General features: G+C 73.0%; 23 protein-coding genes. 12 read left to right on the top strand and 11 right to left on the bottom strand.

What is annotated here, in order from left to right:
* Position 1 precedes the first annotated feature (1 nt).
* Positions 2 to 769 (top strand): acyl-CoA thioesterase, encoded by a 768-nt coding sequence (locus RKD20_RS04245; RefSeq protein ID WP_424876463.1) that lies wholly within the window; start codon positions 2 to 4, stop codon positions 767 to 769.
* Positions 770 to 791: 22 nt separating this feature from the next.
* Here RKD20_RS04245 and RKD20_RS04240 read toward each other — a convergent pair whose 3' ends face one another.
* From RKD20_RS04240 to RKD20_RS04220, 5 genes are all read right to left on the bottom strand, one after another.
* Complete coding sequence (locus RKD20_RS04240) at positions 792 to 1,958, bottom strand: serine hydrolase domain-containing protein (RefSeq protein ID WP_424876462.1); 1,167 nt, start codon at positions 1,956 to 1,958, stop codon at positions 792 to 794.
* A 100-nt stretch (positions 1,959 to 2,058) separates the two neighbouring features.
* Positions 2,059 to 3,027, bottom strand: coding sequence for an acetylxylan esterase (locus RKD20_RS04235; RefSeq protein ID WP_424876461.1), 969 nt, complete (start codon positions 3,025 to 3,027; stop codon positions 2,059 to 2,061).
* A 155-nt stretch (positions 3,028 to 3,182) separates the two neighbouring features.
* Positions 3,183 to 3,764: an Rv1733c family protein gene (locus tag RKD20_RS04230; RefSeq protein WP_424876460.1), complete on the bottom strand. Its 582-nt coding sequence runs from the start codon at positions 3,762 to 3,764 to the stop codon at positions 3,183 to 3,185.
* Between the two features lie 133 nt (positions 3,765 to 3,897).
* Positions 3,898 to 4,668 carry a ferredoxin reductase gene (locus tag RKD20_RS04225; protein WP_424876459.1) on the bottom strand — a complete coding sequence of 257 codons (771 nt, stop codon included), beginning with the start codon at positions 4,666 to 4,668 and terminating at the stop codon, positions 3,898 to 3,900.
* The gene (locus RKD20_RS04220) at positions 4,661 to 5,266 is read right to left on the bottom strand and encodes a sulfite oxidase-like oxidoreductase (RefSeq protein ID WP_424876458.1); all 606 of its coding nucleotides are present in this window, start codon (positions 5,264 to 5,266) and stop codon (positions 4,661 to 4,663) included. The genes RKD20_RS04225 and RKD20_RS04220 overlap by 8 nt, the downstream gene beginning before the upstream one ends.
* Positions 5,267 to 5,433: 167 nt before the next feature.
* Between RKD20_RS04220 and RKD20_RS04215 the strand changes: the two genes are divergently transcribed.
* Complete coding sequence (locus tag RKD20_RS04215) at positions 5,434 to 6,360, top strand: NADP-dependent oxidoreductase (protein ID WP_424876457.1); 927 nt, start codon at positions 5,434 to 5,436, stop codon at positions 6,358 to 6,360.
* Positions 6,357 to 7,067, top strand: coding sequence for a GNAT family N-acetyltransferase (locus RKD20_RS04210; RefSeq protein ID WP_424876456.1), 711 nt, complete (start codon positions 6,357 to 6,359; stop codon positions 7,065 to 7,067). Before RKD20_RS04215 ends, RKD20_RS04210 begins: the two co-directional genes overlap by 4 nt.
* On the opposite strand, the gene RKD20_RS04205 is transcribed toward RKD20_RS04210, so the two are convergent.
* Positions 7,064 to 7,501, bottom strand: a complete 438-nt coding sequence (locus RKD20_RS04205) for a MarR family winged helix-turn-helix transcriptional regulator (protein ID WP_424876455.1) — start codon at positions 7,499 to 7,501, stop codon at positions 7,064 to 7,066. The genes RKD20_RS04210 and RKD20_RS04205 overlap by 4 nt on opposite strands.
* A gap of 223 nt (positions 7,502 to 7,724) precedes the next feature.
* Here RKD20_RS04205 and RKD20_RS04200 point away from each other — a divergent pair, with 223 nt between their 5' ends.
* Positions 7,725 to 8,516 (top strand): putative protein N(5)-glutamine methyltransferase, encoded by a 792-nt coding sequence (locus RKD20_RS04200; protein ID WP_424876454.1) that lies wholly within the window; start codon positions 7,725 to 7,727, stop codon positions 8,514 to 8,516.
* Here RKD20_RS04200 and RKD20_RS04195 read toward each other — a convergent pair.
* Positions 8,513 to 9,439 carry a LysR family transcriptional regulator gene (locus tag RKD20_RS04195; protein ID WP_424876453.1) on the bottom strand — a complete coding sequence of 309 codons (927 nt, stop codon included), beginning with the start codon at positions 9,437 to 9,439 and terminating at the stop codon, positions 8,513 to 8,515. The genes RKD20_RS04200 and RKD20_RS04195 overlap by 4 nt on opposite strands.
* A gap of 132 nt (positions 9,440 to 9,571) precedes the next feature.
* Here RKD20_RS04195 and RKD20_RS04190 point away from each other — a divergent pair, with 132 nt between their 5' ends.
* Positions 9,572 to 10,819: an MFS transporter gene (locus tag RKD20_RS04190; RefSeq protein ID WP_424876452.1), complete on the top strand. Its 1,248-nt coding sequence runs from the start codon at positions 9,572 to 9,574 to the stop codon at positions 10,817 to 10,819.
* Between the two features lie 61 nt (positions 10,820 to 10,880).
* Here the strand turns inward: RKD20_RS04190 and RKD20_RS04185 are convergent, their stop codons facing one another.
* On the bottom strand, positions 10,881 to 12,962 hold the full coding sequence (locus RKD20_RS04185; protein ID WP_424876451.1) for a SpoIIE family protein phosphatase: 2,082 nt from the start codon (positions 12,960 to 12,962) through the stop codon (positions 10,881 to 10,883).
* Between the two features lie 261 nt (positions 12,963 to 13,223).
* On the opposite strand from RKD20_RS04185, the gene RKD20_RS04180 reads away from it, so the two are divergent.
* The 4 genes from RKD20_RS04180 (at position 13,224) to RKD20_RS04165 (ending at position 16,280) form a co-directional block, all read left to right on the top strand.
* A complete protein-coding gene (locus tag RKD20_RS04180; RefSeq protein WP_424876450.1) occupies positions 13,224 to 14,099 on the top strand; it encodes a hypothetical protein in 876 nt (291 codons plus the stop codon).
* A 177-nt stretch (positions 14,100 to 14,276) separates the two neighbouring features.
* A complete protein-coding gene (locus RKD20_RS04175; protein WP_424876449.1) occupies positions 14,277 to 15,515 on the top strand; it encodes a cation:proton antiporter in 1,239 nt (412 codons plus the stop codon).
* A gap of 21 nt (positions 15,516 to 15,536) precedes the next feature.
* Positions 15,537 to 15,806: a DUF3040 domain-containing protein gene (locus RKD20_RS04170; RefSeq protein ID WP_424876448.1), complete on the top strand. Its 270-nt coding sequence runs from the start codon at positions 15,537 to 15,539 to the stop codon at positions 15,804 to 15,806.
* Positions 15,807 to 15,911: 105 nt separating this feature from the next.
* Positions 15,912 to 16,280: a hypothetical protein gene (locus tag RKD20_RS04165; protein ID WP_424876447.1), complete on the top strand. Its 369-nt coding sequence runs from the start codon at positions 15,912 to 15,914 to the stop codon at positions 16,278 to 16,280.
* A 74-nt stretch (positions 16,281 to 16,354) separates the two neighbouring features.
* Here the strand turns inward: RKD20_RS04165 and RKD20_RS04160 are convergent, their stop codons facing one another.
* Complete coding sequence (locus RKD20_RS04160) at positions 16,355 to 17,122, bottom strand: SDR family oxidoreductase (RefSeq protein WP_424876446.1); 768 nt, start codon at positions 17,120 to 17,122, stop codon at positions 16,355 to 16,357.
* A gap of 128 nt (positions 17,123 to 17,250) precedes the next feature.
* Here RKD20_RS04160 and RKD20_RS04155 point away from each other — a divergent pair, with 128 nt between their 5' ends.
* The 3 genes from RKD20_RS04155 (at position 17,251) to RKD20_RS04145 (ending at position 20,803) form a co-directional block, all read left to right on the top strand.
* On the top strand, positions 17,251 to 18,117 hold the full coding sequence (locus RKD20_RS04155) for a helix-turn-helix transcriptional regulator (protein ID WP_424876445.1): 867 nt from the start codon (positions 17,251 to 17,253) through the stop codon (positions 18,115 to 18,117).
* 105 nt (positions 18,118 to 18,222) lie between these two features.
* Complete coding sequence (locus tag RKD20_RS04150) at positions 18,223 to 20,238, top strand: FAD-dependent oxidoreductase (RefSeq protein WP_424876444.1); 2,016 nt, start codon at positions 18,223 to 18,225, stop codon at positions 20,236 to 20,238.
* A 22-nt stretch (positions 20,239 to 20,260) separates the two neighbouring features.
* Positions 20,261 to 20,803, top strand: coding sequence for a PadR family transcriptional regulator (locus RKD20_RS04145; protein WP_424876443.1), 543 nt, complete (start codon positions 20,261 to 20,263; stop codon positions 20,801 to 20,803).
* Between the two features lie 43 nt (positions 20,804 to 20,846).
* On the opposite strand, the gene RKD20_RS04140 is transcribed toward RKD20_RS04145, so the two are convergent.
* On the bottom strand, positions 20,847 to 21,398 hold the full coding sequence (locus RKD20_RS04140; RefSeq protein WP_424876442.1) for a hypothetical protein: 552 nt from the start codon (positions 21,396 to 21,398) through the stop codon (positions 20,847 to 20,849).
* A 165-nt stretch (positions 21,399 to 21,563) separates the two neighbouring features.
* On the bottom strand, positions 21,564 to 22,544 hold the full coding sequence (locus RKD20_RS04135) for a fibronectin type III domain-containing protein (protein WP_424876441.1): 981 nt from the start codon (positions 22,542 to 22,544) through the stop codon (positions 21,564 to 21,566).
* Positions 22,545 to 22,655: the final 111 nt, after the last annotated feature.

The following is a 22,655-nucleotide window of genomic DNA, read 5'->3' as shown; positions in this document are numbered from 1 at the left end:
CGTGACCACATCCACCGAGTACGAGACGCGCATCGACCCCCTGTGGCGGTCCTGGGAGGGGGCGCACGGCGGTCATGTCGCCGCCGTCGCCCTGGCGGCCGTACGCGAGCAGTTCGCCGGCGGAGTCCACCCGGTGCGCACGCTGACCACCCACTTCCTGGCCCCGGCCGCCGCCGGTCCGTTGCATGTCTCGGGCACCGCGCCCGCCTCCGGGCGCCGCACCGCCGCCTGCGTCTTCTCCGGCCACCAGGACGGCCTTCCGGTCGTCGTCGGATCGGCCCTGTTCGGCTCCGGGCGCTCGGGGACGTCGTACGACGGGCAGCCTGCGCCGGACGTGCCGGGCCCGGAGGACTGCCGGGCCGTCCGGCTGCCTGGCCATCTGGCGCCCTTCGCCCGGCAGTTGGAGATACGGCCCGCCACCGCCGATCTCCCGCTGGCCGGCGGGGACCGGGCGGAACTGCTGGCCTGGGTGCGGTTCACGGACGGGCGTGGCCTCGACGCCGGGGCCGTGGTCACGCTCACCGATGTGCTCCCGCCCGCGCTGTACGCCGTCTGGCGCAGCCCGCGCCCCGTGCCCAGCGCGGAACTCACCGTCCACTTCACCGACGCCCTCGACGAGAGCGCCGGTGACGGCTGGACCCTCGTACGGATCAGGACCGATCACGCGGGCGCCGGCTGGGCCGTCGACGACAGCGCCGTCTGGGCTGCGGACGGCCGTCTGCTGGCGCTGGGCCGCCAGTCCCGCGTGGTGCGCGGCGAGCGTCCCTGAGGCCGGTGGCGGCCCCCCGCGGTCACAGGGCGCCGTACAGGGCGTCGATCAGCGCCATCTTGCGCGGGTCGTCGGCGATATGCGGCCCCATCCGGTTCATCACATAGCCCAGCGCGATCCCCGCCTCCGGATCGGCCAGTCCGCACGACCCGCCGAAGCCGTCGTGGCCGAAGGCCCGCGGATTGGGCCCGTACGAGCCGTTCGGCCCGCTGAGCCACAGGCCGAGCCCGAGCTCCGTCTCACTGTCGAGCCCCGCGCCGAGCACCAGGTCGCGGCACCTGCCCTGGCTCTCGCGGACCCGCTCGGCGGCCTCGGGGGACAGGACGTGATGGCCGTCGTGGGAACCGCGGCCCGCGAAGACGCCGTACAGCGCGGTGACGGCCCGGGCGGTGCCGTGGCCGTTCGCGGCGGGGATCTCGGCGGCCCGCCACTCGGGCGTGTTGGCCTCCGCGGCGCCCACCACGGGGTTGGTCAGGGCGGCGATCGCGGCGGGTGCCAACTGGGCGAAGATCGCGGCCTGTTCGCTGGTCGACACGGCCGGCGGATGCACCAGCTCGGCGGCCCGCCCGGCCTCCTTCTCCGGCAGGCCGATGGTGAAGTCGATGCCGAGCGGCCCGGTCACCTCCCGCTCCAGGAAGGCGCCCGGCAGCAGCCCCGAGACCCGCCGGACGACCTCGCCGACCAGGAAGCCGTACGTGAACGCGTGGTACCCGGACACCGTGCCCGGCTCCCACCAGGGCTCCGTCGCCGCGAGCCGCCGTGTCGTCAGCTCCCAGTCGAAGAGCTCGGCGAGGGTGTGCGGCTCGCGCAGCCCGGACAGCCCGGCCCGGTGCGACAGCAGGTGCCGTACCAGGACCTTCTCCTTGCCCGCCGCGGCGAACTCCGGCCAGTAGGCGGCCACCGGGGCGTCGAGGTCGAGCAGGCCACGGTCGGCGAGGATGTGGGCGCACAGGGCGGTCGGGCCCTTCGTCGTCGACCACACGTTGACCAGTGTGTCGCGCTCCCAGGGGCGGGTGCGGGCCGCGTCGGCCCAGCCGCCCCACAGGTCCACGACCGTCTCGCCGTCGACCGTGACGCTCACCGCGGCGCCCAGCTCGGCACGGTCCCGGAAGTTCTCCTCGAACGCCGTCCGCACGGCCGCGAAGCGCTCGTCGCAGTGGCCGTGCACATCAGGCCGGTACTCGGACATGGGCCCTCCGTCGTCGCCGGAAGCCCGGACCGCGACACTGCGATCCGGGTCCCGTGAACATACCGACTGGTCGGGCTGGAGGGAAGGTTCCCGGCGGGACTCAGGCGTACGAGCGCAGCCAGCGCAGCTTCGCCGCCTGCTGGTAGGGGCCGCCGCCCTCGTGGTCGTTGAATTCGTAGACCTCGATCGCCTTGTCGGCGTGGTTCCAGGCGTTGAAGGCCGCGAACACCGTGGAGGGCGGGCAGGTCTGGTCCTCCAGGGCCGCCGAGAAGAGCGCCGGGGTGCGGCCGCGGCTCGCGAAGTGCACGCCGTCGAAGTAGGCGAGGGTGCCGAGGACGTCCGCGGAGCGGCCGCGGTGCGTCTTGAGATAGAGGCCGATCTCCCGGTACGGGTGACGGTCCGTCATGGTCGCCGCGCGCGGGAAGTCGCACAGGAACGGCACGTCCGGGGCGACCGCCGCCAGGTCCGGCACCAGACCGCCGACCGCGATCGAGATGCCCCCGCCCTGGCTGCCGCCGAGGACGACCGTGCGCGCCGGGTCGGTCAGCGGGTGCGAACGGGCCGCCTCCACCGCACGCACGCCGTCGGTGAACACCCGGCGGTAGTAGTAGTTCTCGGGGGCGTCGATGCCCCGGGTCATGAACCCGGGGTAGGCGGGCGCGCCGGCCACCGGGTCGGCGGTGCCACCGCCGCCGCCCCAGGCGCTGCCCTGACCGCGGGTGTCCATCACGAAGTGCGCCCGGCCCGTCGACGCCCACAGCAGATGCTCGTGGGGCAGGCCGCGGCCGCCGCCGTACCCGATGAACTCCACGACCACCGGTATGGGGGCGGAGACCTCGGCGGGGATCGTGAACCAGCCCTTGACCGGGTGGCCGCCGAACCCGGCGAACGTCACGTCGTACACCTTCACCGTGGACAGACCCGTGTCGACGAACTCGAAGCGGGCGTCCAGGTCGTGCTCGCGGGCCTCCTGAAGGGTCTTGGACCAGAACGCGTCGAAGTCCTCGGGCTCCGTGGACTCGCTGCGGTACTCGCGCAACTCGTCGATGGGGAGGTCGAACAGGGCCATGCAGGACCACCTTTGCGAAGGAGCAGTGCCGGATGATCACACCGTACGTGCGTGGTGGGACGAATCGCCAGGCCTCGTGGACGGAGGGCTGGAGAGCGCCTGTGGTCGGCCGGCCGTCGCGAACGGCCGGGTCGCGTTCCCCCGGGCCGACGTCGTCAGGCCCGGCGGCGGGTCCACTGCGGTTCGGTGAGCGCCCAGTCCCGTTCCCACTCGGCGAGCCGGTGGCGGCCGGCCGCACCGCGGACGAGCGAGTGGCCGAGGAGGATCACGGCGATCGTGGCGCCCGCGCCACAGGCGCCCATCACCAGGGTGTGCTGCCAGATCGCGGTCTCGTCCGGCGGCGGGGCCACGCTCCGGCCCCGGGAGTCGAACCACACGTCGACCTTCTCGCCCTGTTCGGTACCCGCCGGGACCCGGGCCGTGGCGGTCTTCGTCGCCCCGGCGTCCGTCCAGCGCACGGTCACCCGGTAGGAGCGCTCCCGGCCGCCCTGGACCGCGGGCGGCGAGTCCGGGACCCTGCCGACGACCTCCGCGCGGACCCGGTGGCGTTCCGAGCGCTGCTCGGCCGCCACCGCACGGGCGTCGTCATGCGCCCACCAGCCCACGACCGCGCCGATCAGCGGGGCCCCCAGCAGCATCAGCACGGCGACGGCCAGCACCGTCCACGCCTCGACGACGTCCGACCGGCGCCTGAGCGGATTGCGCCGCCAGCGCCAGCCGCGCACCCGGGTTCCCATGTCGACCTCCGCACCGCGCATCCCCGCGAGTGGTCATACAGATGTAGTACCCCTCCATCAGCGTCGTTCACTTGCGGGGCGCGCGCAGACGCGGCCGGCGCGCATACGCCGCCGGCGCGCGGGCGCACGAGCGTCAGCCGAAGCGTTCGATCCGGATACGGTCCACCGGCTGTCCGGCCTCCACCAGCAGCCGCGAGGCATGCTCGGCGAAGGCGTTGGAACCGCACACATAGGCCTCCCACCCACCCTCGGGCTGCTCGGCCAGGAGCGGCGCCACATGTGCGGCCGACATACGTCCGACGGACACCCCGTCCGGGGCGCTCCGCGTGAACACGGGGGTCGTCTCGGCGCCGAACTCTCGCGCGTAGATCAGCTCCTCGGGGCTGCGCGCCGACACCAGCAGCCGCAGCGGCACGGACAGCCCGCGCGCCCGGTGGTGGCGCACCATCGACATCAGCGGTACGACCCCGGAACCGGCCCCGATCAGCAGCGCGGGCCGGTCGCCCGGCCAGGCGAAGAAACCGCTCAGCGGCCCCCGCACCTCGATCTGGTCACCGGGTTCGGCCACCGTGTGGAACCAGCCCGAGACCTCACCGCCCTCGACATGATCCAGGGTCAGCTCGATGTGCCCCGAGTCCTCCGGCGGCGAGGCGATCGAGTAGTGGCGCTGGGCGGTGTAACCGTCCTCGGCGGTCAGCCGCAGCATCAGATGCTGGCCGGGCACGTGCCCCTGCCAGGCGGGCACCGCGAAGCGGAACGTGGACACGTACGGGGTCTCGCGGCGGACCTCGGTGAGCGTGGCGGTCTGCCACACGGAGGCGACGCCGTCGCCGACGGCGATGCGCCCCGGCACCGCGAACCGCGTGACGGGAGCGAAGGCGGGGGAGGAGAGCGCCTCAGTCACCGGAGTACCTCTGCTCCTCCCACGGGTTGCCCCGCGCGTGATAGCCGTTCCGCTCCCAGAAACCCGGCTCGTCGTGGTCGAGCAGGGTCAGTCCCGCGACCCACTTGGCGCTCTTCCAGAAGTACAGGTGCGGCACCAGCAGCCGCGCCGGACCACCGTGTTCGGCGGGCAGCGGCTTTCCGTCGTACTCCCACGCGATCCAGGCCCGTCCGCCGGTCAGGTCGGCGAGCGGCAGGTTCGTGGTGTAGCCGGTGTGCGAGTAGGCGACGGCATGGGTGGCGGACCCATGTGGCCGCGCCACAGCCAGAAACGCGTCCAAGGACACCCCCGCAAACCGCACCCCGAACTTCGACCAGCTCGTCACGCAGTGGATGTCACCCTCGTAGGCCGACGGGGGCAGCGTGTGCGCCTCGTCCCAGTCCCAGGTGCGCGGCTGTTCGACCAGCCCGTCCACCCGGAACGTCCAGTCGGCCGGCGACAGGTCCGGCGTGACCTCCGCGGACAGGACGGGCCAGTCGTCGCCCGCGTCGTACTGGCCCGGTGGCAGTCCGGTGTTGTTCACACGGGGGCGCCCGGTGAAGCCTCGGGTGACGTTCATGCTTCCACCGTACGGGGTCTTCGCGCGTGCTCCGTCCCAGGTCAGTGCCCCGATCATTGCGGCCGTATGAACACCGCACGGCACCGGGAATAGCCGGAGCGCGCCGCTCATTGGCGCTGGAGTGCCGGGCCGGTGCCCGGTGAAGTGCGAGGAGAGCGAGGAAGCAGATGCCCAAGGCGTACGTCTTCACGCGGTACGGCGGACCGGAGACCGAGGCGTTCGTGGACGTGGACCGGCCGAGTCCCGGACCGGGCCAACTCCTGGTGGCCGTCCGCGCGGCGGGCGTGAACCCCGTCGACTGGAAGCAGCGCACGGGCTTCCGGCGCCCCGGCGAGCACGAGGAGCCGGTCTTCCCCGTCGTGTTCGGCAACGAGGTCTCCGGTGTCGTCGAGGAGATCGGGGACGGCGTCGAGGGGTTCGCCGTCGGGGACGAGGTCTTCGGTACCGCGCTGGCCGGCGGCTACACCGAGTACACCCTGGTGCCGGCCGCCATCGCCGCGCACAAGCCGGTGGGGCTGCCCCACACGGTGGCCGCCACCCTGCCCGTCGCCGCCGCTACCGCGTACGACGGCATCCGCCAGCTCGGCCTGCCCTCGGGCGCCACGCTGCTGGTGACCGGTGCGGGCGGGGGAGTCGGCGCGGCGGCCGTACAGATCGCCCGCGCCTTCGGCCTTCACGTGATCGGCATCGCGAGCGAGGGCAAGAAGGACCTCGTCGAGTCGCTCGGCGCCGTCCACGTCGCCTCCGGTCCCGGCTGGGCCGAGCGGGCCCGGACGGCCGCGCCGGACGGCATCGACGGGGTGTACGACCTCGTCGGCGGCGAAGTGCTCGCCGCGTCCGCCGAGTTGCTCACCGACCGGACCAAGCTGATCACCGCCGGGGCCGCCGAGGAGGACGTGCGGCGGCTGGGCGGCGCCCGCGTGACGCGGGCCCGCAACGCGGCCGTACTGGAGGAGGTGGCGCGGCTCGTGCTCGACGGGAACCTGGACCCGCACATCACCGAGACGTTTCCCCTCGACCGGGCGGGCGACGCGCTGCGCACGGTCGAGGAGGGCCACGCCCGCGGCAAGACGGTCATCGAGGTCGCCCGATGACCGCCGGCGCACGGCACGTCCTCGACAACCCGGCCCTCGCGTCCCTGACCGGCCCGCACGCCCACTTCGCCGAGAAGCGCGGCAGGGTCCTGCGCTACCCCGTCGACGTGTCTCCGTGGCTGGCCCTGCCCGACGAGCCCGACGCCGCCGACTGGGCCGACGTCGCGGCGCTCGCGGGGGCCGGTGCGGAGGTGCCGCTGGCGGGTTACGCGGGCCGGCTGCCCGCGGGCTGGGAGATCACCTTCCACGTCGAGGGCGTGCAGTTCGTGGACGACGGTCTCGCCGCCGCGCCCGACCCGGAGGCGGTCCGCCTCGGCCCCGCCGACGTGCCCGAGATCCTCGAACTGGTCGCCCGCACCCAACCCGGGCCCTTCCTGCCCCGCACCATCGAGATGGGCACCTACCTGGGCATACGCCGGGAAGGAGCCCTCGTCGCGATGGCGGGGGAGCGGCTGCACCCGCCGGGGTGGACCGAGATCAGCGCGGTCTGCACCGACCCCGCCGTCCGCGGCCAGGGCCTCGCGACCCGGCTGGTCCTCGCCGTCGCCCACGGCATCCGGCAGCGTGGTGAGACGCCGTTCCTGCACACCGCGGCCCGGAACACCCATGCCATCCGGCTCTACGAGTCCCTCGGCTTCCGGCTCCGGCGCACCACCGCGTTCCTCGGCGCCCGGGTACCCGAACGGTTGCCGGAGGGGGTCTTCTAGGCGTCCTCGGCCGGACCGGGCCAGGCGTTGTAGCGCACGAGGTACCCGGCGAACCGCTCCAGGTCCTCCTGCGACCACTGCGAGAGCCGTTCGCCGACGGCCGCGCGGCGGCTCACGGTGACCTGGCCCAGGATGCGCCGGCCGGCCGCGGTCAGATGCAGCACCTGGACCCGGTGGTCCTCCGGGTCCTGGCGCCGCTCGACGAGACCGGCCCGTTCCAGAGCGGTGACCTGGCGGCTCACCGTGGACTTGTCCAGGGCGTAGTGGGCGGCCAGGTCGGTGGCGCGGCAGCCGTCGCGCTCCTCCAGATGCCCGAGGAGCGTGTACGACACCAGCGACAGCTCGGGATGCAGGCGGCCCGCCGAGGCCCGGGCCCGTCGCGCGAAGACCGTCATCTCGCGCTGGATCGTCTCCACGGCCGTCGCTGCTTCCACCGGACCTCCCTCGCCGTACTGGTTGCAGAGTACAACTCGCGGCGTCCTGCGGTAGGGTGGCCGTCCGGCTGAGGGCAGTCCCAGCCGTGACAGACCGAGGAGGTGAGACCCATCAACGCTGTGTCAGATCGGGTGCTCTCTCCTCGAACCGGCGCGGATCACCGCTCGTAGGCCCAGGTGACCGCGGGAGCGCCCTTCGGCTCTCGAAAGGCTCTCGGCTTCCATGCCTTCCCTCTCTCCCCGCTTCACCTCTCCCGACTCCGTCGTCGCCGCCCTGCGCACCGCGGGCTGTGTCTTCGCCGAGGACGAGGCCCGGCTGATCCTCGCAGCCGCCCGTACCCCGGACGAACTGGCCGACATGGTCGACCGCAGGGTCGTCGGCCACCCCCTCGAACTCATCGTCGGCTGGGCCGAGTTCCGGGGGCTGCGGGTCACCGTGGCTCCCGGCGTCTTCGTGCCGCGCCGGCGCACCGAGTTCCTCGTCGAGCAGGCCCTCGCCCTGGTGCCGGGCGCCTCCGTCGTCGTGGACCTGTGCTGCGGCTCGGGTGCCGTCGGGGCCGCGCTCGCCGCCGCGCTGGGCCCGGTCGAGCTGCACTCCGCCGACATCGACCCGGCCGCGGTGGACTGCGCCCGCCGCAACACCGCCGACGCGGGCGGCCAGGTCCATACCGGCGACCTCTTCGAGGCCCTCCCCGCCGGCCTGCGCGGGCGTGTCGACATCCTCGCGGCCAACGTCCCCTACGTGCCCACCGAAGAGGTCGCCTTCCTGCCCACCGAGGCCCGCGACCACGAGCCCCTGGTCGCCCTCGACGGCGGCACGGACGGCCTGGACGTCCTGCGCCGGGTCGCGGCCGGGGCCTCGCAGTGGCTCGCCCCGGGCGGCCACCTCCTCGTCGAGACCAGCGAACGCCAGGCCCCCGCCGCCGTCGACGCCTTCACCCGCAGCGGCCTGACCTCCCACCTGGCGGTCTCGGAGGAGCTGTACGCCCATGTCGTGATCGGCACCAGCGCCTAGGCCCAGCCCGGAGCCCATGTCCCCGCGCCCGGCGCTTCGGGCCGGGTGGCGTGCAGGTGGGACCGGAGGGCGGCGAGGGTCGGGTGGGAGTTGTCGGAGCGCCAGATCAGGGAGTGGGGGTAGACCGGAGTGGGCCCGTGGACCGGGATGCGGCGCAGGTCCTGGTCGGACGGCCAGACCAGACGGGTGAGCTCGCCGACGAGGGTAGCCAGGGACGCGGAGTCGGCGATGGTGTCGAGGAGGGGGTCGGTGCCGAAGTCGGGTCCGGTGACCTCGATGGTGAGACCGAAGGCGGCCGCGAGGTCGTCGTAGTACGTGCCCCACTCGGTCCCGGTGACCAGGCCGGGCATCCAGATGCGGTGCCCGGCCAGTTCGGACGGCGCCACCGTGCGTGCTCCCGCGAGCGCGTGGCCGGGGCCGGTGAGCAGTTGGACCGGCTCGTCGTAGACCCGCACGGACTCGATGTCGTCGGCCGACGGCCCCGCGGAGTGCGGGACGGCACGGAAGGAGGCGTCGATCGTGCCGGACCGGAGGGCGGCGAGGGCCGCGTCGGCGTCGAAGAGGGTGACCACGTCGAGCTCGACGCCGGGGTGCGTGCGGTGGAAGGCGCGCAGGAGTTCCGCGGGGGCGAGCCGGCGGCCGATCACGTCGACGCGCAGCGCCCGGCTGTCCGGCCGGACCGAGGCGGCCGCCCGTTCCGCGGCCCGGAGGAGTTCACGGGCGTGCGGCAGGAACGCCTGTCCGTCGATGGTCAGCCGCGCGCCGCGCGGCGCCCGGGTGAAAAGCCGCGCCCCGAGGTCCCTCTCCAGTGCGGCCACCCGCTTCGACACGGCCTGCTGGGTGACCGCCAGCCGATGGGCGGCCTCCTGGAACCGCCCCGCGTCCGCCACGGCGACGAAGGTGCGTACGGCGTCGAGATCCATGCGGGAACCCTAGGCCGTCCGGTCACAACCCCGGGTTGTGACCGGTCGGTCCCGTGGTTGTTTGATCTGCGGGCCCGGCACTGGGTTGGATGGCGTCGGTCACCGTGGGGTTGTCGGCGAGGGGGTTCGGGCGTGGACGGGAGACGGTCGCTGGGGCGGCGGTTCGGGTGGCTGTGGGCGGCCTACGCGGTCAGCGCGTTCGGCACCTCGCTGTCGTTCGGCGCCTTCCCGCTGATCGCCGTCCTGGTGCTGCACGCCGGCCCCGCCGCGGTGTCCGCGCTGGCGGCCGCGGGGCTCGCGGTCGGGGCGGCGGTGGCGGTGCCGCTCGGGCCCTGGGTGGAGTTCCGCCGTAAGCGACCGGTGATGGTCGCGATGGACCTCGTCCGGTTCGCCGCCCTGCTGAGCGTCCCCGCCGCCTACGCGCTCGGTGTGCTCACCTTCGCCCAGCTCCTGGCCGTGTCGGTGGTCGTCGCCGCGGCCGACATCACCTTCTCCGCCGCCTCCGGGGCCTTCCTCAAGTCCCTCGTCGACCGGGACGACCTGCTGGTCGCCAACGGGCGGTTCGAGGCGACGAACTGGACCGCCATCGTGATCGGACCTCCCCTCGGCGGGGCCGCCATCGGGGTCTTCGGTCCCGCGACGACCCTGCTGGCCGACGCCGTCAGCTATCTGCTGTCGGCGCTGGGGATCCGCGCGATCGGCGGCGGCGAAGCACGGCCCGAGCCCGCCGCGGCGGCGAAGGGGTCCCTCCTGGAGGGCTGGCGCCACATCCTGGCCAGTCCCGCCCTGCGCCCCCTGTTCTTCAACACGGTCCTCGTCAACGCCCTGATCATGGTGCCGGTACCGCTGCTGACCGTCCTCATGCTGGGTCCGCTGGGCTTCGCACCCTGGCAGTACGCCCTCGCCTTCTCGGTGCCCTGCCTCGGCGGTCTCCTCGGCTCACGGATCGCGCGCCCCCTGGTCGCCCGGTACGGACAGCACCGCGTGCTGATCACCTCGGGTGCCCTGCGCGCGTGCTGGCCCCTCGGCCTGGCCTTCGTCGGCCCCGGAACGGCCGGACTGCTGCTCGTCATGACCGTCGAACTCGGGGTGATCACCTCCTGCGCCGTCTTCAACCCGGTGTTCTCCACCCACCGGCTGCAGATGACGCCGTCGGACCGGGTGGTCCGCACCCTCTCCGCCTGGTCGGTGACCGGCAAGCTGATCACCGCGGCCCTGACCGCCCTGTGGGGCCTCCTGGCCACCCTCACCGGAACCCGCGCGGCGATCGCGCTCGCCGGGCTCCTGCTGCTGGCCACCCCGCTCCTGCTGCCCCGCCGGGCCGCCGCCGGATCCGACGTGAGCCGGGACGCCCTGCCTTCCTCCGCCGGGTCCCCGTGACGCCCCTCCTGTGGTCCGGGGCCGGCCTGTCGATCTCCCTGGGGCGAGAGGCGTCCGTCCCTCAGGTCGCGGGCGACTGCACCCGCGCGATGAGCAGTGCCACGTCGTCGGAGTTGTCCGGCTGGTGCAGGGTGCGCAGCAGCAGGTCGCAGATCTCCTCCAGCGGCCCGTCGGGGGTGTCGAGCAGGTCGAGGAGCGCGTCCAGGCGCTCGTCGAGCGGATGCTGGCGGGTCTCGACGAGTCCGTCCGTGTACAGGACGAGACGGTCACCGGGTGCGAGGTCGACGGTGGTGGTGGAGAAGGCGACACCGCCCACGCCCAGCGGCGCCCCCGTGGGCAGTTCGAGCAGTTCGGGGGGACGGCCGGGGCGCAGCCGCACCGGAGGCAGATGCCCGGCGTTGGCGATCCGGCACTGCCCGAGCCCCGGATCGTGCACGGCGTACACGCAGGTGGCGATGGAGTGGTCCAGGTCCTCGGTGATCCGGTCGAGGTGTTCGAGCAGCTTGGCCGGGTCGAGGTCGAGGGAGGCCAGGGTAGTGGTCGCGGTGCGCAGCCGGCCCATGGTCGCGGCGGCGTTGATGCCGCTGCCCATCACATCGCCCACGACCAGCGCGGTCTTGCCCTCGCCGAGCGGGATGACGTCGAACCAGTCGCCGCCGACCTCGGCGGTGGCGCCCGCGGGCTGGTAACGGGAGGCGACCTCCAGGCCGCCCGTCACGGCCGGGTGGCTGGGCAGCAGGCTGCGCTGGAGGGTGAGAGCGGTGTTGCGGGCGTCCTGGTACCAGCGGGCGTTGTCGATCTGCACCGCCGCCCGGGCCGCCAGCTCCCGCGCGAGCAGCAGGTCGTCCTCGCCGAAGGGCTCCGGATTGTGCACGCGCTTGAGGTCGAGGGCGCCGAGCACCTCGCCGCGCGCGATCAGCGGCACGGCGAGATAGGAGTGCACACCGGCCCTGGCCAGCAGTGCGGCCGCCTCCGGTGAGCGGGCGATGCGGTCCAGGTCCTCGCGGCCGACCTGCGCCACCAGGACCGGGCTCCCCGTGCGCACGCACTCGGTGATCAGGCGCTCGGGGGCGTACCGGGCGACCTGCCCGGGCGGATCGGCCGCGCCCAGTGCGTCCGGGGCACCGGCCGCCTCGACGGCCAGGGGACGCATCACGGCCGGCTCGGTGGGCCGCAGGGTGCTCGGCCTGCCCTGCACCACCGCCTCCAGCAGGTCCACGGCCGCCACGTCCGCGAGCTCCGGCACCGCCACGTCGGCCAGCTCGCGCGCGGTGCGGTCCAGGTCGAGGGTGGTGCCGATGCGGGCGGAGGCGTCGGCGACGAGTGCGAGGCGGCTCCGTGCCGTCTCGGCCTCCACCGTCGCCAGATGGTGCTCGGTGACGTCCAGCACCGAACCTGCCACCCCCAGGACGGTGCCCAGAGCGTCCTCCAGGCGGTACAGCGACACCGACCAGGCGTGGTCGGTGTCGGGATCCGCGGGCGTACGGCAGACCGCGTGCTGGTCGACCAGCGGCTTGCCGGTGCGCAGCACCTCACGGGCGGCGGTCTCGAAGGCGGCCACGTCGAGATGCGGCAGCACCTCGCCGATCTTCCGCCCGACGTGCTCCTCGGCCGGCACGCCGTTCAGCAGTTCCAGGGCCGGGTTCACCGAGACGTACCGCAGCTCGGTGTCCAGTACGGCCAGCCCGATCGGGGACTGGGAGATCATCCGGGTCGACAGCGCCACGTCACGCTCCAGGCGGCGCACGGTCGACTGGTCGGCGCACAACCCGAGCGCGTAGACGTCGCCGCGGTCGTCCAGCAGCCGCATGTTGCGGAACTCCACCAGCTTGGTGCCCCCGTCCTTGCGCCGGACGGGGAAGGCGCCGGCCCAGCTCTGGCCGGTCTCCATGACGTCCGCGAACAGCTTGACGACCAGGTCGGCATGCTGCTCGTGGATCATCAGGTGGGCCGCGTACTGCCCCAGCGCCTCCTGCGCGCCGTAGCCGAACAGCTCCTCGGCCTGCGGGCTCCACAGCACGATGCGGCCCTTGGCGTCCAGTACCACCGAGGCCATGCCCAACTCGTCGAGCAGCCCGCTCGGCCGTCCCGCCTCGCGCGGGGGCTCTCCGCCCTCCGACGTGGGTATTCCGGCTGCACCCATTGCACGAACCGCCTTAGACCGTCCTCGCGGCACGCCGTACCCCCGTGCCGACTCCCCTTGTTCTACCGCGTTCAACCGCCTCCGTGACCGCGCGGTCGTGTTCTTCCACCATCCCTCAACACGAGGGGGCGCGTCCGGTGAAATGCGCCGGGGTGACGAAGGCCGCTTGTTCATTCGATTGGCCTGTACATGACCGCCGTAGGGGCGCCAGACTGTCGGCCGACCACCTCACCCCCGCTCCAGGAGCCTCAGGAGTCATCCATGCCCCTGCGCGCCAGACAGCGTTGTCACGCGCTGCTCGCCGCCCTCGTCACCCTCACCGCGACGGCCCTCCTGGCCGCCGCACCGCCGGCCTCCGCCGCCGACACCTGGACCGAGGCCGGTTCCGATCGCGCCGACCCGCTCACCGAGAGCCAGGGCCTCACCTCGGTCGAGGTCCCCGCCGGCGCCGCCAACCGGTACACCGGCATCGGCACCATCCCCATCGGCGTCTCCACCCGCGGCTGGAACCACGTGGGCGACCCCGACGCCACCTACGACGGCCACTACATCGAGCCCTACCAGGCGGACTCAGGCACCGCGAAGATGTACCGCGTGCAGGCGCCGAACGGGACCTGGTCCGAGTACGTCCACACGCTCAGCCCGGGCGAGGCCCTCAACAACTCCTGGGTCGCCGTCTCGCCCGACGGACAGTGGATGCTCTCCGGCGAGTGGGGCACCATGAACCGCTTCCTGGTCTTCCCCACGCCCGGCGTCAACGCGAGCACCTCGCCCTCGGCGAACCTTCCGCAGGCGGCCACCGTCACCCTCGACCACGCCGTCCGGGACGTACAGGGCTGCGACTTCCTGAGCGCCACCCAGCTGCTGTGCTCCTCGGACGACCCGGCGGGCACGCTCTTCGGATACACCAAGCCGCTCCTCCAGATCGACCTGACCGCCGCCCCGACCGGCTCGGCGAACGTCACCGGGCATGTCACGGCCCTGCGTCAACTGCCCCTCAGGAGCGGGTGCTCCGGCACGTTCGAGGCGGAGGGCATCGACTACGACCGCCGTACCGGAACCCTGCGGGTGATCGTCGTCTCACCCGGCTTCTGTGTCCTGACGGACAGCAAGACGTACCGCTTCACCAGGAGTTGAGCCCCTGACGGGCGGGTGCCGGCCCTTCGCGAAATGAGGGTCGGCACCGATGGCGGGGTCCCGGGGCCGGATGCGACGGTGGCACGAACGCCCCACGACACCAAGGGAGATCTCGCATCCACCCCCGTGAAACACAGCCCGTACGACGTCCTGCCGCACCCCCGGGCGAGGTGACCCGTGGGACACGCTGACACCCTGCTCGCCATGGGCGGCGCCTTCCTGGCCGCCGCGTTCCTCGCCCGCCTCGGCGGCCGGATCGGACTGCCGACCATCCCGCTGTTCATGCTCGCCGGCATCCTGCTCGGGCCGCACACGCCCGGCCTGGTCCTGGTCGAGGACGCGCACGACTTCGAGATGCTCTCCGCGCTCGGCCTGGTGCTGCTGCTGTTCTACCTGGGGCTGGAGTTCCACGTCGACGACCTGCGCACCGGCGGCAGGCGCCTGCTCGCGGCGGGCGGCATCTACCTCCTGGCGAACGTCGGCGCCGGGCTCGGCTTCGGGTTCGCGCTGGGCTGGGGAACCCGGGAGGCGCTGGTGCTCGCCGGGGTCCTCGGCATCTCCTCGTCCGCGATCGTCACCAAGATCCTCATCGACCTGGGGCGGATCGGGCGCCCCGAGACCCGGCTGATCCTCGGCGTGATCGTGGTGGAGGACATCTTCCTCGCGCTCTACCTCGCGGCGCTCCAGCCGGTGATCAGCGGCGCGCGCGGTCCGGTGGAGGTGCTCCTCCAGGCGGGCAAGGCCTTCGGGTTCCTGCTGGTGCTGGCCGCCGTCGCCCGGTACGGCACGCGCTGGATCGGCCGGCTGGTCCGGGTCCGGGACGACGAACTCCTGGTCATCAGCTTCCTCGGCGCCGCGGTTCTCGTCGCCGGGATCTCCGAGGTGCTCGGCGTCGCCGACGCCATCGGCGCCTTCATGGTGGGCCTGATGCTGGCCGGCACGCCCTCCGGACCACGCATCCGCCGACTGGTGCACCCGCTGCGCGACGCCTTCGCCGCGATCTTCTTCTTCGCCTTCGGACTGTCCATCGACCCCGGCGTCGTCACGTCCGTCGCCGGACCCGTCGCCGCGGCCGCGGCCGTGACCGTGGTGATGAACATCGTCGCCGGTCTGCTCGTCGCGCGGCTCTACGGCTACGGCGCCCAGCCCGCCGCCGACATCGCGACCACCCTCGTGGCCCGCGGCGAATTCGCCCTGATTCTCGGCGCGATGGCGGCGAGTGCGGGGCTGGACGCACGTCTGGCGCCGTTCATCGCCGGGTATGTCCTTGTCCTGGCCGTACTCGGCCCCGTGGCCGCGGGGCGGGCCCATCTGCTGGCCCGGGCCCTTGGGTCCCGTCGTCGTCCCCGCACGCCCGGGGACGACACCGCACCGGCGCCGGTCTCCGTCGCGGTGGGGGCGGACGCCGAACGGTAGGGGCCGTGCGAAGGAGGAGTCATGCGCCAGCCCGACGACGAACACCTGGTCGATCTCGTGGCACGGCTGGAGCGTGACGACCCTCGGTTCGCCCGCGCGCTGGGTTCGGGCCGCCCGGCCCGGCCCCGCGAGTACCGGCGCACCGGCGCCTGGGGGACCCTGGCCGTCGCCCTGGCCCTCCTCGCCACGGGCATGGCACTGCCCGAGGGTCTGCTCGTGGCTCTGGGCCTGGTGCTCGCCGGAATCGCCGTACCCCTGTTCGACCCGCACCGGGACGGTCCGCTGCGCTGACCCCTCGCCGGTAGTGCTCCGGGAAAGGTGGTGCTTTTCTGGGGGTGTGGTGCGGCTCGCGGGGAACCCGGCGGTCCGGTCATCGCCACGAGAGGAGCGACCACGATGGATCGTGAGCAAGCGCACGAGGAGTCCGTCTCCCTGGAGATCAGCGGATGCAGCGTGGAGGACGCGCGGATCGTCTTCGACACGCTGAGCACCTGCTTCGAGTCGGACCGGGGTGCCGACGAGGTGCCGCAGCAGTTGCACGAGTCGCGGCCGATGGTGTGGCTGGGGACCTTCGAAGTGACCGAGGCGCGGTCGTGTCCGCCGCCCGCGCGGCTGTCGTCCTCCGTGGAGGCCGATGCGCAGGGTGGGTACTGGGCCATCGAGAGGCTTCGTGAGACCTTGGACTCCATGTTCACGGTGCGGGATCTCTCGTCCGCGTCGGGGGACCAGGAGCGGGAACTGCATGTGAGGCTGGAGAGTCGTTGACGGTCCGCGGCGCCGTCGTGGCCGGTCGCGCCGTTCCCCGCGCACGTGCGGAGGCGCGACCGGCCAGCCGGTGATCAGCCCTGCCGCACCGGGACCACCACCATCTCGGCGACGTTGACGTTCGGCGGAGCGCCCACCGCGAAGGCGATGGCTTCCGCGATGTCCGTCGCGGCCAGGGGTGTCAGGTCGGTGCGCATCCGGGACAGGGACTCCCGGGTCTCGGCGTCCCGCATGTCGGCGCCCAGCTCGGTGGTGGTGACCCCGGGCTCGATGTTCTTCACGCGGACGCCGCGCGGACCGAGCTCGGCGCGCAGATTGCGCGTGAGGTGGGCGACGGCCGCCTTGGTGGCGCAGTAGACGGACCAGTCGGGAAAGAGGAGATGCCCGCCCACGGAACCGACGTGGACGAGGTCGGCCGGGCCGCCGCGGGAGGCCGCCGCGAGGAGATCGTCGGTGAAGGCGCGGGACGTGTGCAGCAGACCGCGCAGGTTGACGTCGATCATGCGATCCCACTCGTCGGTCTCGGCGCGCTCGAAGGGGGCGCCCAGCATGACGCCGGCGTTGGCCACGACCAGGTCGACGGTGCCGAGCGCCCCGGTGACGGCGGTGGCCGCCCGCGTGAGGGCCGAGGCGTCGGCCAGGTCCACGGCGACGGGCAGGACCGTCCCGGTGGCGAAGGAGTGCAGGTCGTCCGCCAGCGTCTTGAGACGGTCCTCGCGGCGGCCCAGCAGCGCGACGCTCGCTCCGCCGGCGGCGAGGAGCCGGGCCGTCGCCGCGCCGATCCCGCTGGTGGCACCGGTGACGACCGCGACGCGGTGTGTGAGGTTCCAGGTGTGTGTCATGCCCTCAACGGTGGGACCGGCCCCGGCCGGTGACCAGGCCGTATCACCCCGAGGAGAGCCGATCGTAGGAGTACCGCGGCCACCTTGCGGACTCCCGCGGGCCCGCGGCGCGTCCTAGGGTCGAGGCCATGGACAGTGACAACCGGCTCGGTCTCTTCCTGCGCGCCCGCCGTGCCCTCGTCCGGCCCGCGGACGCGGGTCTTCCGGCCGGGAGCCGGCGCCGGGTGGCGGGCCTGCGCCGTGAGGAGGTCGCGGTGCTGGCCGGGGTCAGCACCGACTACTACGTGCGCCTGGAGCAGGGCCGCGAGCGGAACCCCTCGGCGCAGGTGGTCGACGCTCTGGCACGGGTCCTGGGCCTGGAGGAGGACGCCGTCGACCATCTGCACGGGCTGGCCCGTCCGGTGAGCGACCGGTCCCGGGGCGGTCTGCGGCCCGAGGCGGTGAGCCCGGCGCTGCTGCGGATGATGGAGGGCTGGCACCGCACGCCGGCGGTGGTCCTTGACCGTTGCCTGACCGTGCTGGCCCACAACGTCCTCGGCGGCGCGCTGTTCGCCGGCCACACCCACAGCGGGGATCTGCTGCGGCTGGTCTTCCTCGATCCGGACGCGCGCGCGTTCTACCCGGACTGGGAGCCCGTGGCGGTGAACACCGTGGCCGCGCTGCGCGCCGCCGCCGGGACCGGTCACGAGGATCCGCGGCTGGTCGCCGCGGTCGGCGAACTCTCGCTGCGCAGCGCGGAGTTCGGTCGGCTCTGGGGCCGCTACGACATCCGCCGCAAGACCCGCGAGAGCAAACGCTTCCGGCATCCGCTGGTCGGCGAACTGACCCTGGATTACGAGTCGTTGACCGTCAACAGCGCCCCGGGCCAGCAGCTGGTCGTCTATCAGGCCGAGCCCGGCAGCCCGTCCGAGCAGGCCCTCGCCCTGCTGGGGAGCCTGGCCGCGGCCGAGACCGAGAAGTCCGGCGGGACGAGCGGCAGGGACGCCCGCACCTGAAGCCGTCACGTGGCCCGGATCACCCCTCCCGATTGTGCAACTAGTTGCATAAAGGCGTCGCGGTCCTCTACAACAGAGACCACGAGACCGCGACGGAGGGGCCCGATGAGCCGTTACCCGCACCTGCTGAACCCGCTCGACCTGGGCTTCACCACCCTGCCCAACCGCGTGCTGATGGGCTCCATGCACGTCGGCCTGGAGGAGGCCGAGCGCGGCTTCGAGCGCATGGCCGCCTTCTACGCGGAGCGGGCACGCGGGGGAGTGGGCCTGATCGTCACCGGCGGCATCGCACCCAACGAGGAGGGGCGGCCCGCCGAGGGCGGCGCCAAGCTCACCACGGACGCGGAGGCCGAGCAGCACCGGACCATCACCGAGGCCGTGCACCGCGAGGGCGGCCGGATCGCGATGCAGATCCTGCACTTCGGCCGGTACGCCTACCACCGGGACCTCGTCGCCCCGAGCCCCCTCCAGGCGCCGATCAGCCCCTTCGTGCCCCGCGAGCTCACCGACGCCGAGGTCGAGCGGACCATCGACGACTACGCCCGCACCGCCCGCCTCGCCCGGCAGGCCGGCTACGACGGTGTGGAGATCATGGGCTCCGAGGGCTACCTCATCAACGAGTTCATCGCCGCGCAGACCAACCACCGCACCGACCGCTGGGGCGGCTCGTACGAGAACCGCATGCGCCTGCCCGTGGAGATCGTGCGGCGGGTGCGCGAGGCCGTCGGCGAGGACTTCATCATCGTCTACCGGCTGTCCATGCTGGACCTCGTCCCGGGCGGCTCCACGCTCGACGAGGTGATCACCCTCGCCAGGGCCGTCGAAGCGGCCGGGGCCACGATCATCAACACCGGCATCGGCTGGCACGAGGCCCGCATCCCCACCATCGCGACCTCGGTCCCGCGCGGGGCCTACACCTGGGTGACGAAGCGGCTCATGGGCGAGGTGTCGATCCCGCTCGTGACCACCAACCGCATCAACACCCCCGAACTGGCCGAGGAGTTGCTCGCCGACGGGTACGCGGACATGGTCTCGATGGCCCGCCCGATGCTCGCCGACCCGGAGTTCGTGAACAAGGCCGCGGCCGGTACGCCCGAGGCGATCAACACCTGCATCGGCTGCAACCAGGCCTGCCTCGACCACACCTTCGGCGGGAAGATCACCTCCTGCCTGGTCAACCCGCGCGCCTGCCACGAGACCGAACTGGTGCTGGCGCCCACGCGGTTGAGGAAGCGGGTCGCGGTCGTCGGTGCGGGACCGGCCGGACTCGCCTGTGCCGTGAGCGCCGCCGAACGCGGCCACGAGGTCACCCTGTTCGACGCCGCGAGCGAGATCGGCGGCCAGCTCAACGTCGCCCGCCGGGTCCCCGGCAAGCAGGAGTTCGACGAGACGATCCGCTACTTCCGCCACCAGCTCGACGCCCACGGAGTGGACGTACGGCTCGACACCCCGGTGTCCTGCGCCGACCTGGACGCCTACGACGAGGTCGTGGTCGCCACCGGCGTTTCCCCGCGCACCCCGGAGATCCCGGGCGTCGACCACCCCAGCGTGGTCGGCTACCTCGACGTCCTGCGCGACAACGTCCCTGTCGGCGACCGGGTCGCGATCCTCGGCGCGGGCGGCATCGGCTTCGACGTCGCCGAGTTCCTCACCGACGGCGGCGACAAGGCGCACGAGAACCCCGAGACGTACTTCCGCCAGTGGGGCGTCGACATGGACTACACGGCACCCGGCGGACTCGCGGCCCCCGAACGCCCCGCCCCGCCCCGCACCGTGCACCTCCTCCAGCGCAAGACCAGCAAGGTCGGCGCCGGGCTCGGCAAGACCACCGGCTGGATCCACCGCACCGAGCTCAAGCACCGGGGCGTCACCATGGTCCCCGGGGTGCGCTACGACCGTATCGACGACGCCGGACTGCATGTCACCGTCGGCGAGGAGAGCACGGTCCTGGAGGTCGACACCATCGTGCTGTGCACCGGGCAGGAACCGCGCCGGGACCTGTACGAGGAGCTCGTCGCCGCGGGCCGCAGCGCGCACCTGATCGGCGGTGCCGACGTGGCCGCCGAGCTGGACGCCAAGCGGGCCGTCAAGCAGGGCACCGAGGTCGCGGCCGCCCTCTAGGGGGCGTCCCTAGGATGAGCCCATGTCACTCCCGCACGCGATCCTCACCGCACTGCTCGAAAGGCCGTCGGCGGGGCTGGACCTGACCCGCCGGTTCGACAGGTCGATCGGCTACTTCTGGTCGGCCTCGCACCAGCAGATCTATCGCGAGCTGGGAAAACTGGAGGCCGAGGGCCACATCCGCGCCCTTGCGGAGGACCGGCCGAGCCGCGGGCAGAAGAAGAGCTACGAGGTCCTGCCCGCGGGCCGCGCCGAACTCGAACGCTGGACGGCCGCGGCGCAGGACCCCAAGCCGCACCGGGACACCCTGCTGCTGCGGCTGCGCGCGGCGGCCGTCGTCGGCACGGCGGGCCTCGAGGCAGACCTTCGCCGCCATCTCGACCTGCACCTACGGCAGTTGGCCGAGTACGAGGAGATCGAGAAGCGCGACTTCCCACCCGACAACGACAGCGCGCAGGCCAGGCTTCAGCACCTGGTCCTGCGCGCGGGCATCGAGCTGGAGACCTTCTGGACGCAGTGGCTCACCGAGGCACTGCTGGAGCTCGCCGAACTCCCCGACAGCTGAAGGCTTTTCACGGACCTACGGCCGCCATTGGTGGGCGAGGGCTTCAGAGGCGGTACGGCCGCGAGCGGCGGCGCAGGAACCATCCCGCGGCCACCGCGCCGACCGCCACCAGGCCGCCGCCGACCGCCAGCGTCAGGGTGCCGTAGTCCTTGGTGGCACCGCCGAGACCGCCCATGACACCGCGGGACGGGGAGGCCGAGGCCGTCGCCGAGATCGTGGGCGTGGCGGACCCCGAGACGATGATCGACTGGGTGCCCGCCGTGCTGTTGTCGAAGGCGCACTTCACGATGACGGTGTACGTCCCGGGGCTCACACTCGACCAGGCCGCGGACTGCAGCGAGGTGGTCCCGGACAGGGCCACCTGGCGGCCCTGACTGAAGTTGGCCTGGCTGCTGGTGAGGAGCGAGGCGGTGCCCCAGCCGCCGGTCGGCGCGGTACGGGAGCAGGCCGTCGTCGTGACGGAGACCGTCGATCCGGAGGTGCTCACGGAGATGCTCGATGCCGCGGCGGCCGGCCCGGCGGTCAGGGCGAGCGGCAGCGCGGCGACGGCCGCGACGGTCAGGCCGGAGCGGAGAAGTAGCTTTTCAGTGCGCATGGACTGCCCTCCGGCGGCACGGTCGGCGGTACATCCGTGGCGCCGCCGAGGTGGGGGAAGCCCGTGCTGCCTCGGGGACAGCCAATGGGTCCGGGGGCCGTCCCGCACGCGGAGCGCCGCCGGACAGGTGACGGGCTGCTCCGTCCGGCGCAGGGTGAGTGGCCGTCAGGGGGCAGTGCGCGCGCCCGTCGTCACCGACCGCTCCGCCGACAGCCCGCCCCAGGTGCCGTCGGGCAGCCGCGGCCGGATCCGCACCCGGTGCCTCTCCCCGGCCTCCCGTCCCAGATAGAAGCTGTACGTCGTCCTCCCGCGCGGAGGCGCCCCGCCGAACACCAGCGAGGTGGCCGCCCTGCCGTCGAGGTGGACCTGGTACTCCGTGACGACACCGTCCGTCCGGGGTGGCATCCAGGACAGGTCGAGGTAGTACGCGCCGTCGGCCGCGCGCCGGGTGCTCGCACGGAAGTCCGTCGGTGCCGTGTCCCGGCCGTCGTCGCCGCCCGGAGTGGTGAGGCGGACGGTGCGTCCGGCCGGCGAGAGGTTGTCGGCGGCGTCCCGGGCCCGGACGGTGAAGGAGTAGCGGGTGCCCGGACGCAGCCCGGTGACCACGGCCGCCGTCTGGTCCCCGCCCACACTGTGGATCTTCGTGCCGCCCTGATAGATGTCGTACGACACCACGTCCCGGTCGTCCGCCGAGGCGGCCCAGCTCAGCTGCACGGCCCGGCTGCCCGCCGTCCGGCCCCGCAGCTCACCGGGACGGGTCGGGGCCGAGCGGTCCGCCGCCGCGGCCGCCGGAGTCGTCGCCCGTACCTCCCGGCTGGGCGGGCCCAGGCGCCCCTCGGTGTCACGGGCGCGCACGGTGAAGACATACGGGGTGGTGGGCTTGAGCCTGGTGACATCCACCATGTGCTGTGAACCCGGCACATCCTCGACCTCGGTGGTGCCGCGATATACCTCGTAGCGTTCGATTCCCGTGCCCACGGCGTTCCACATCACGTGCACACTGGTCGCGCTGCCCGCGACGGCGGTGACGCCCACGGGGGCGGCGGGCAGCCGGCCGCTCTCGCCGTCGTCCGGTCCGCCCCATCCGCAGGCGCCGACGAGGACGAGCGCGGCGCACAGGCACAGGGGGACGGGAACGCCTCGCACGTCTCTGCCTCCCGGGAGAACACCAGGGCAATGGTCCGGACCAATATGGCGCCGGTCGGAGGCCCGCGGCAAGGGGGCGGACCGTGTGGGTCGGGCTCGCGAGGGTTACGT

Source organism: Streptomyces sp. SLBN-8D4 (genome assembly GCF_049739545.1).
Taxonomy (GTDB): Bacteria; Actinomycetota; Actinomycetes; order Streptomycetales; family Streptomycetaceae; genus Streptomyces; species Streptomyces canus_C.
This window is presented reverse-complemented; position numbering and strand designations above follow the sequence as displayed.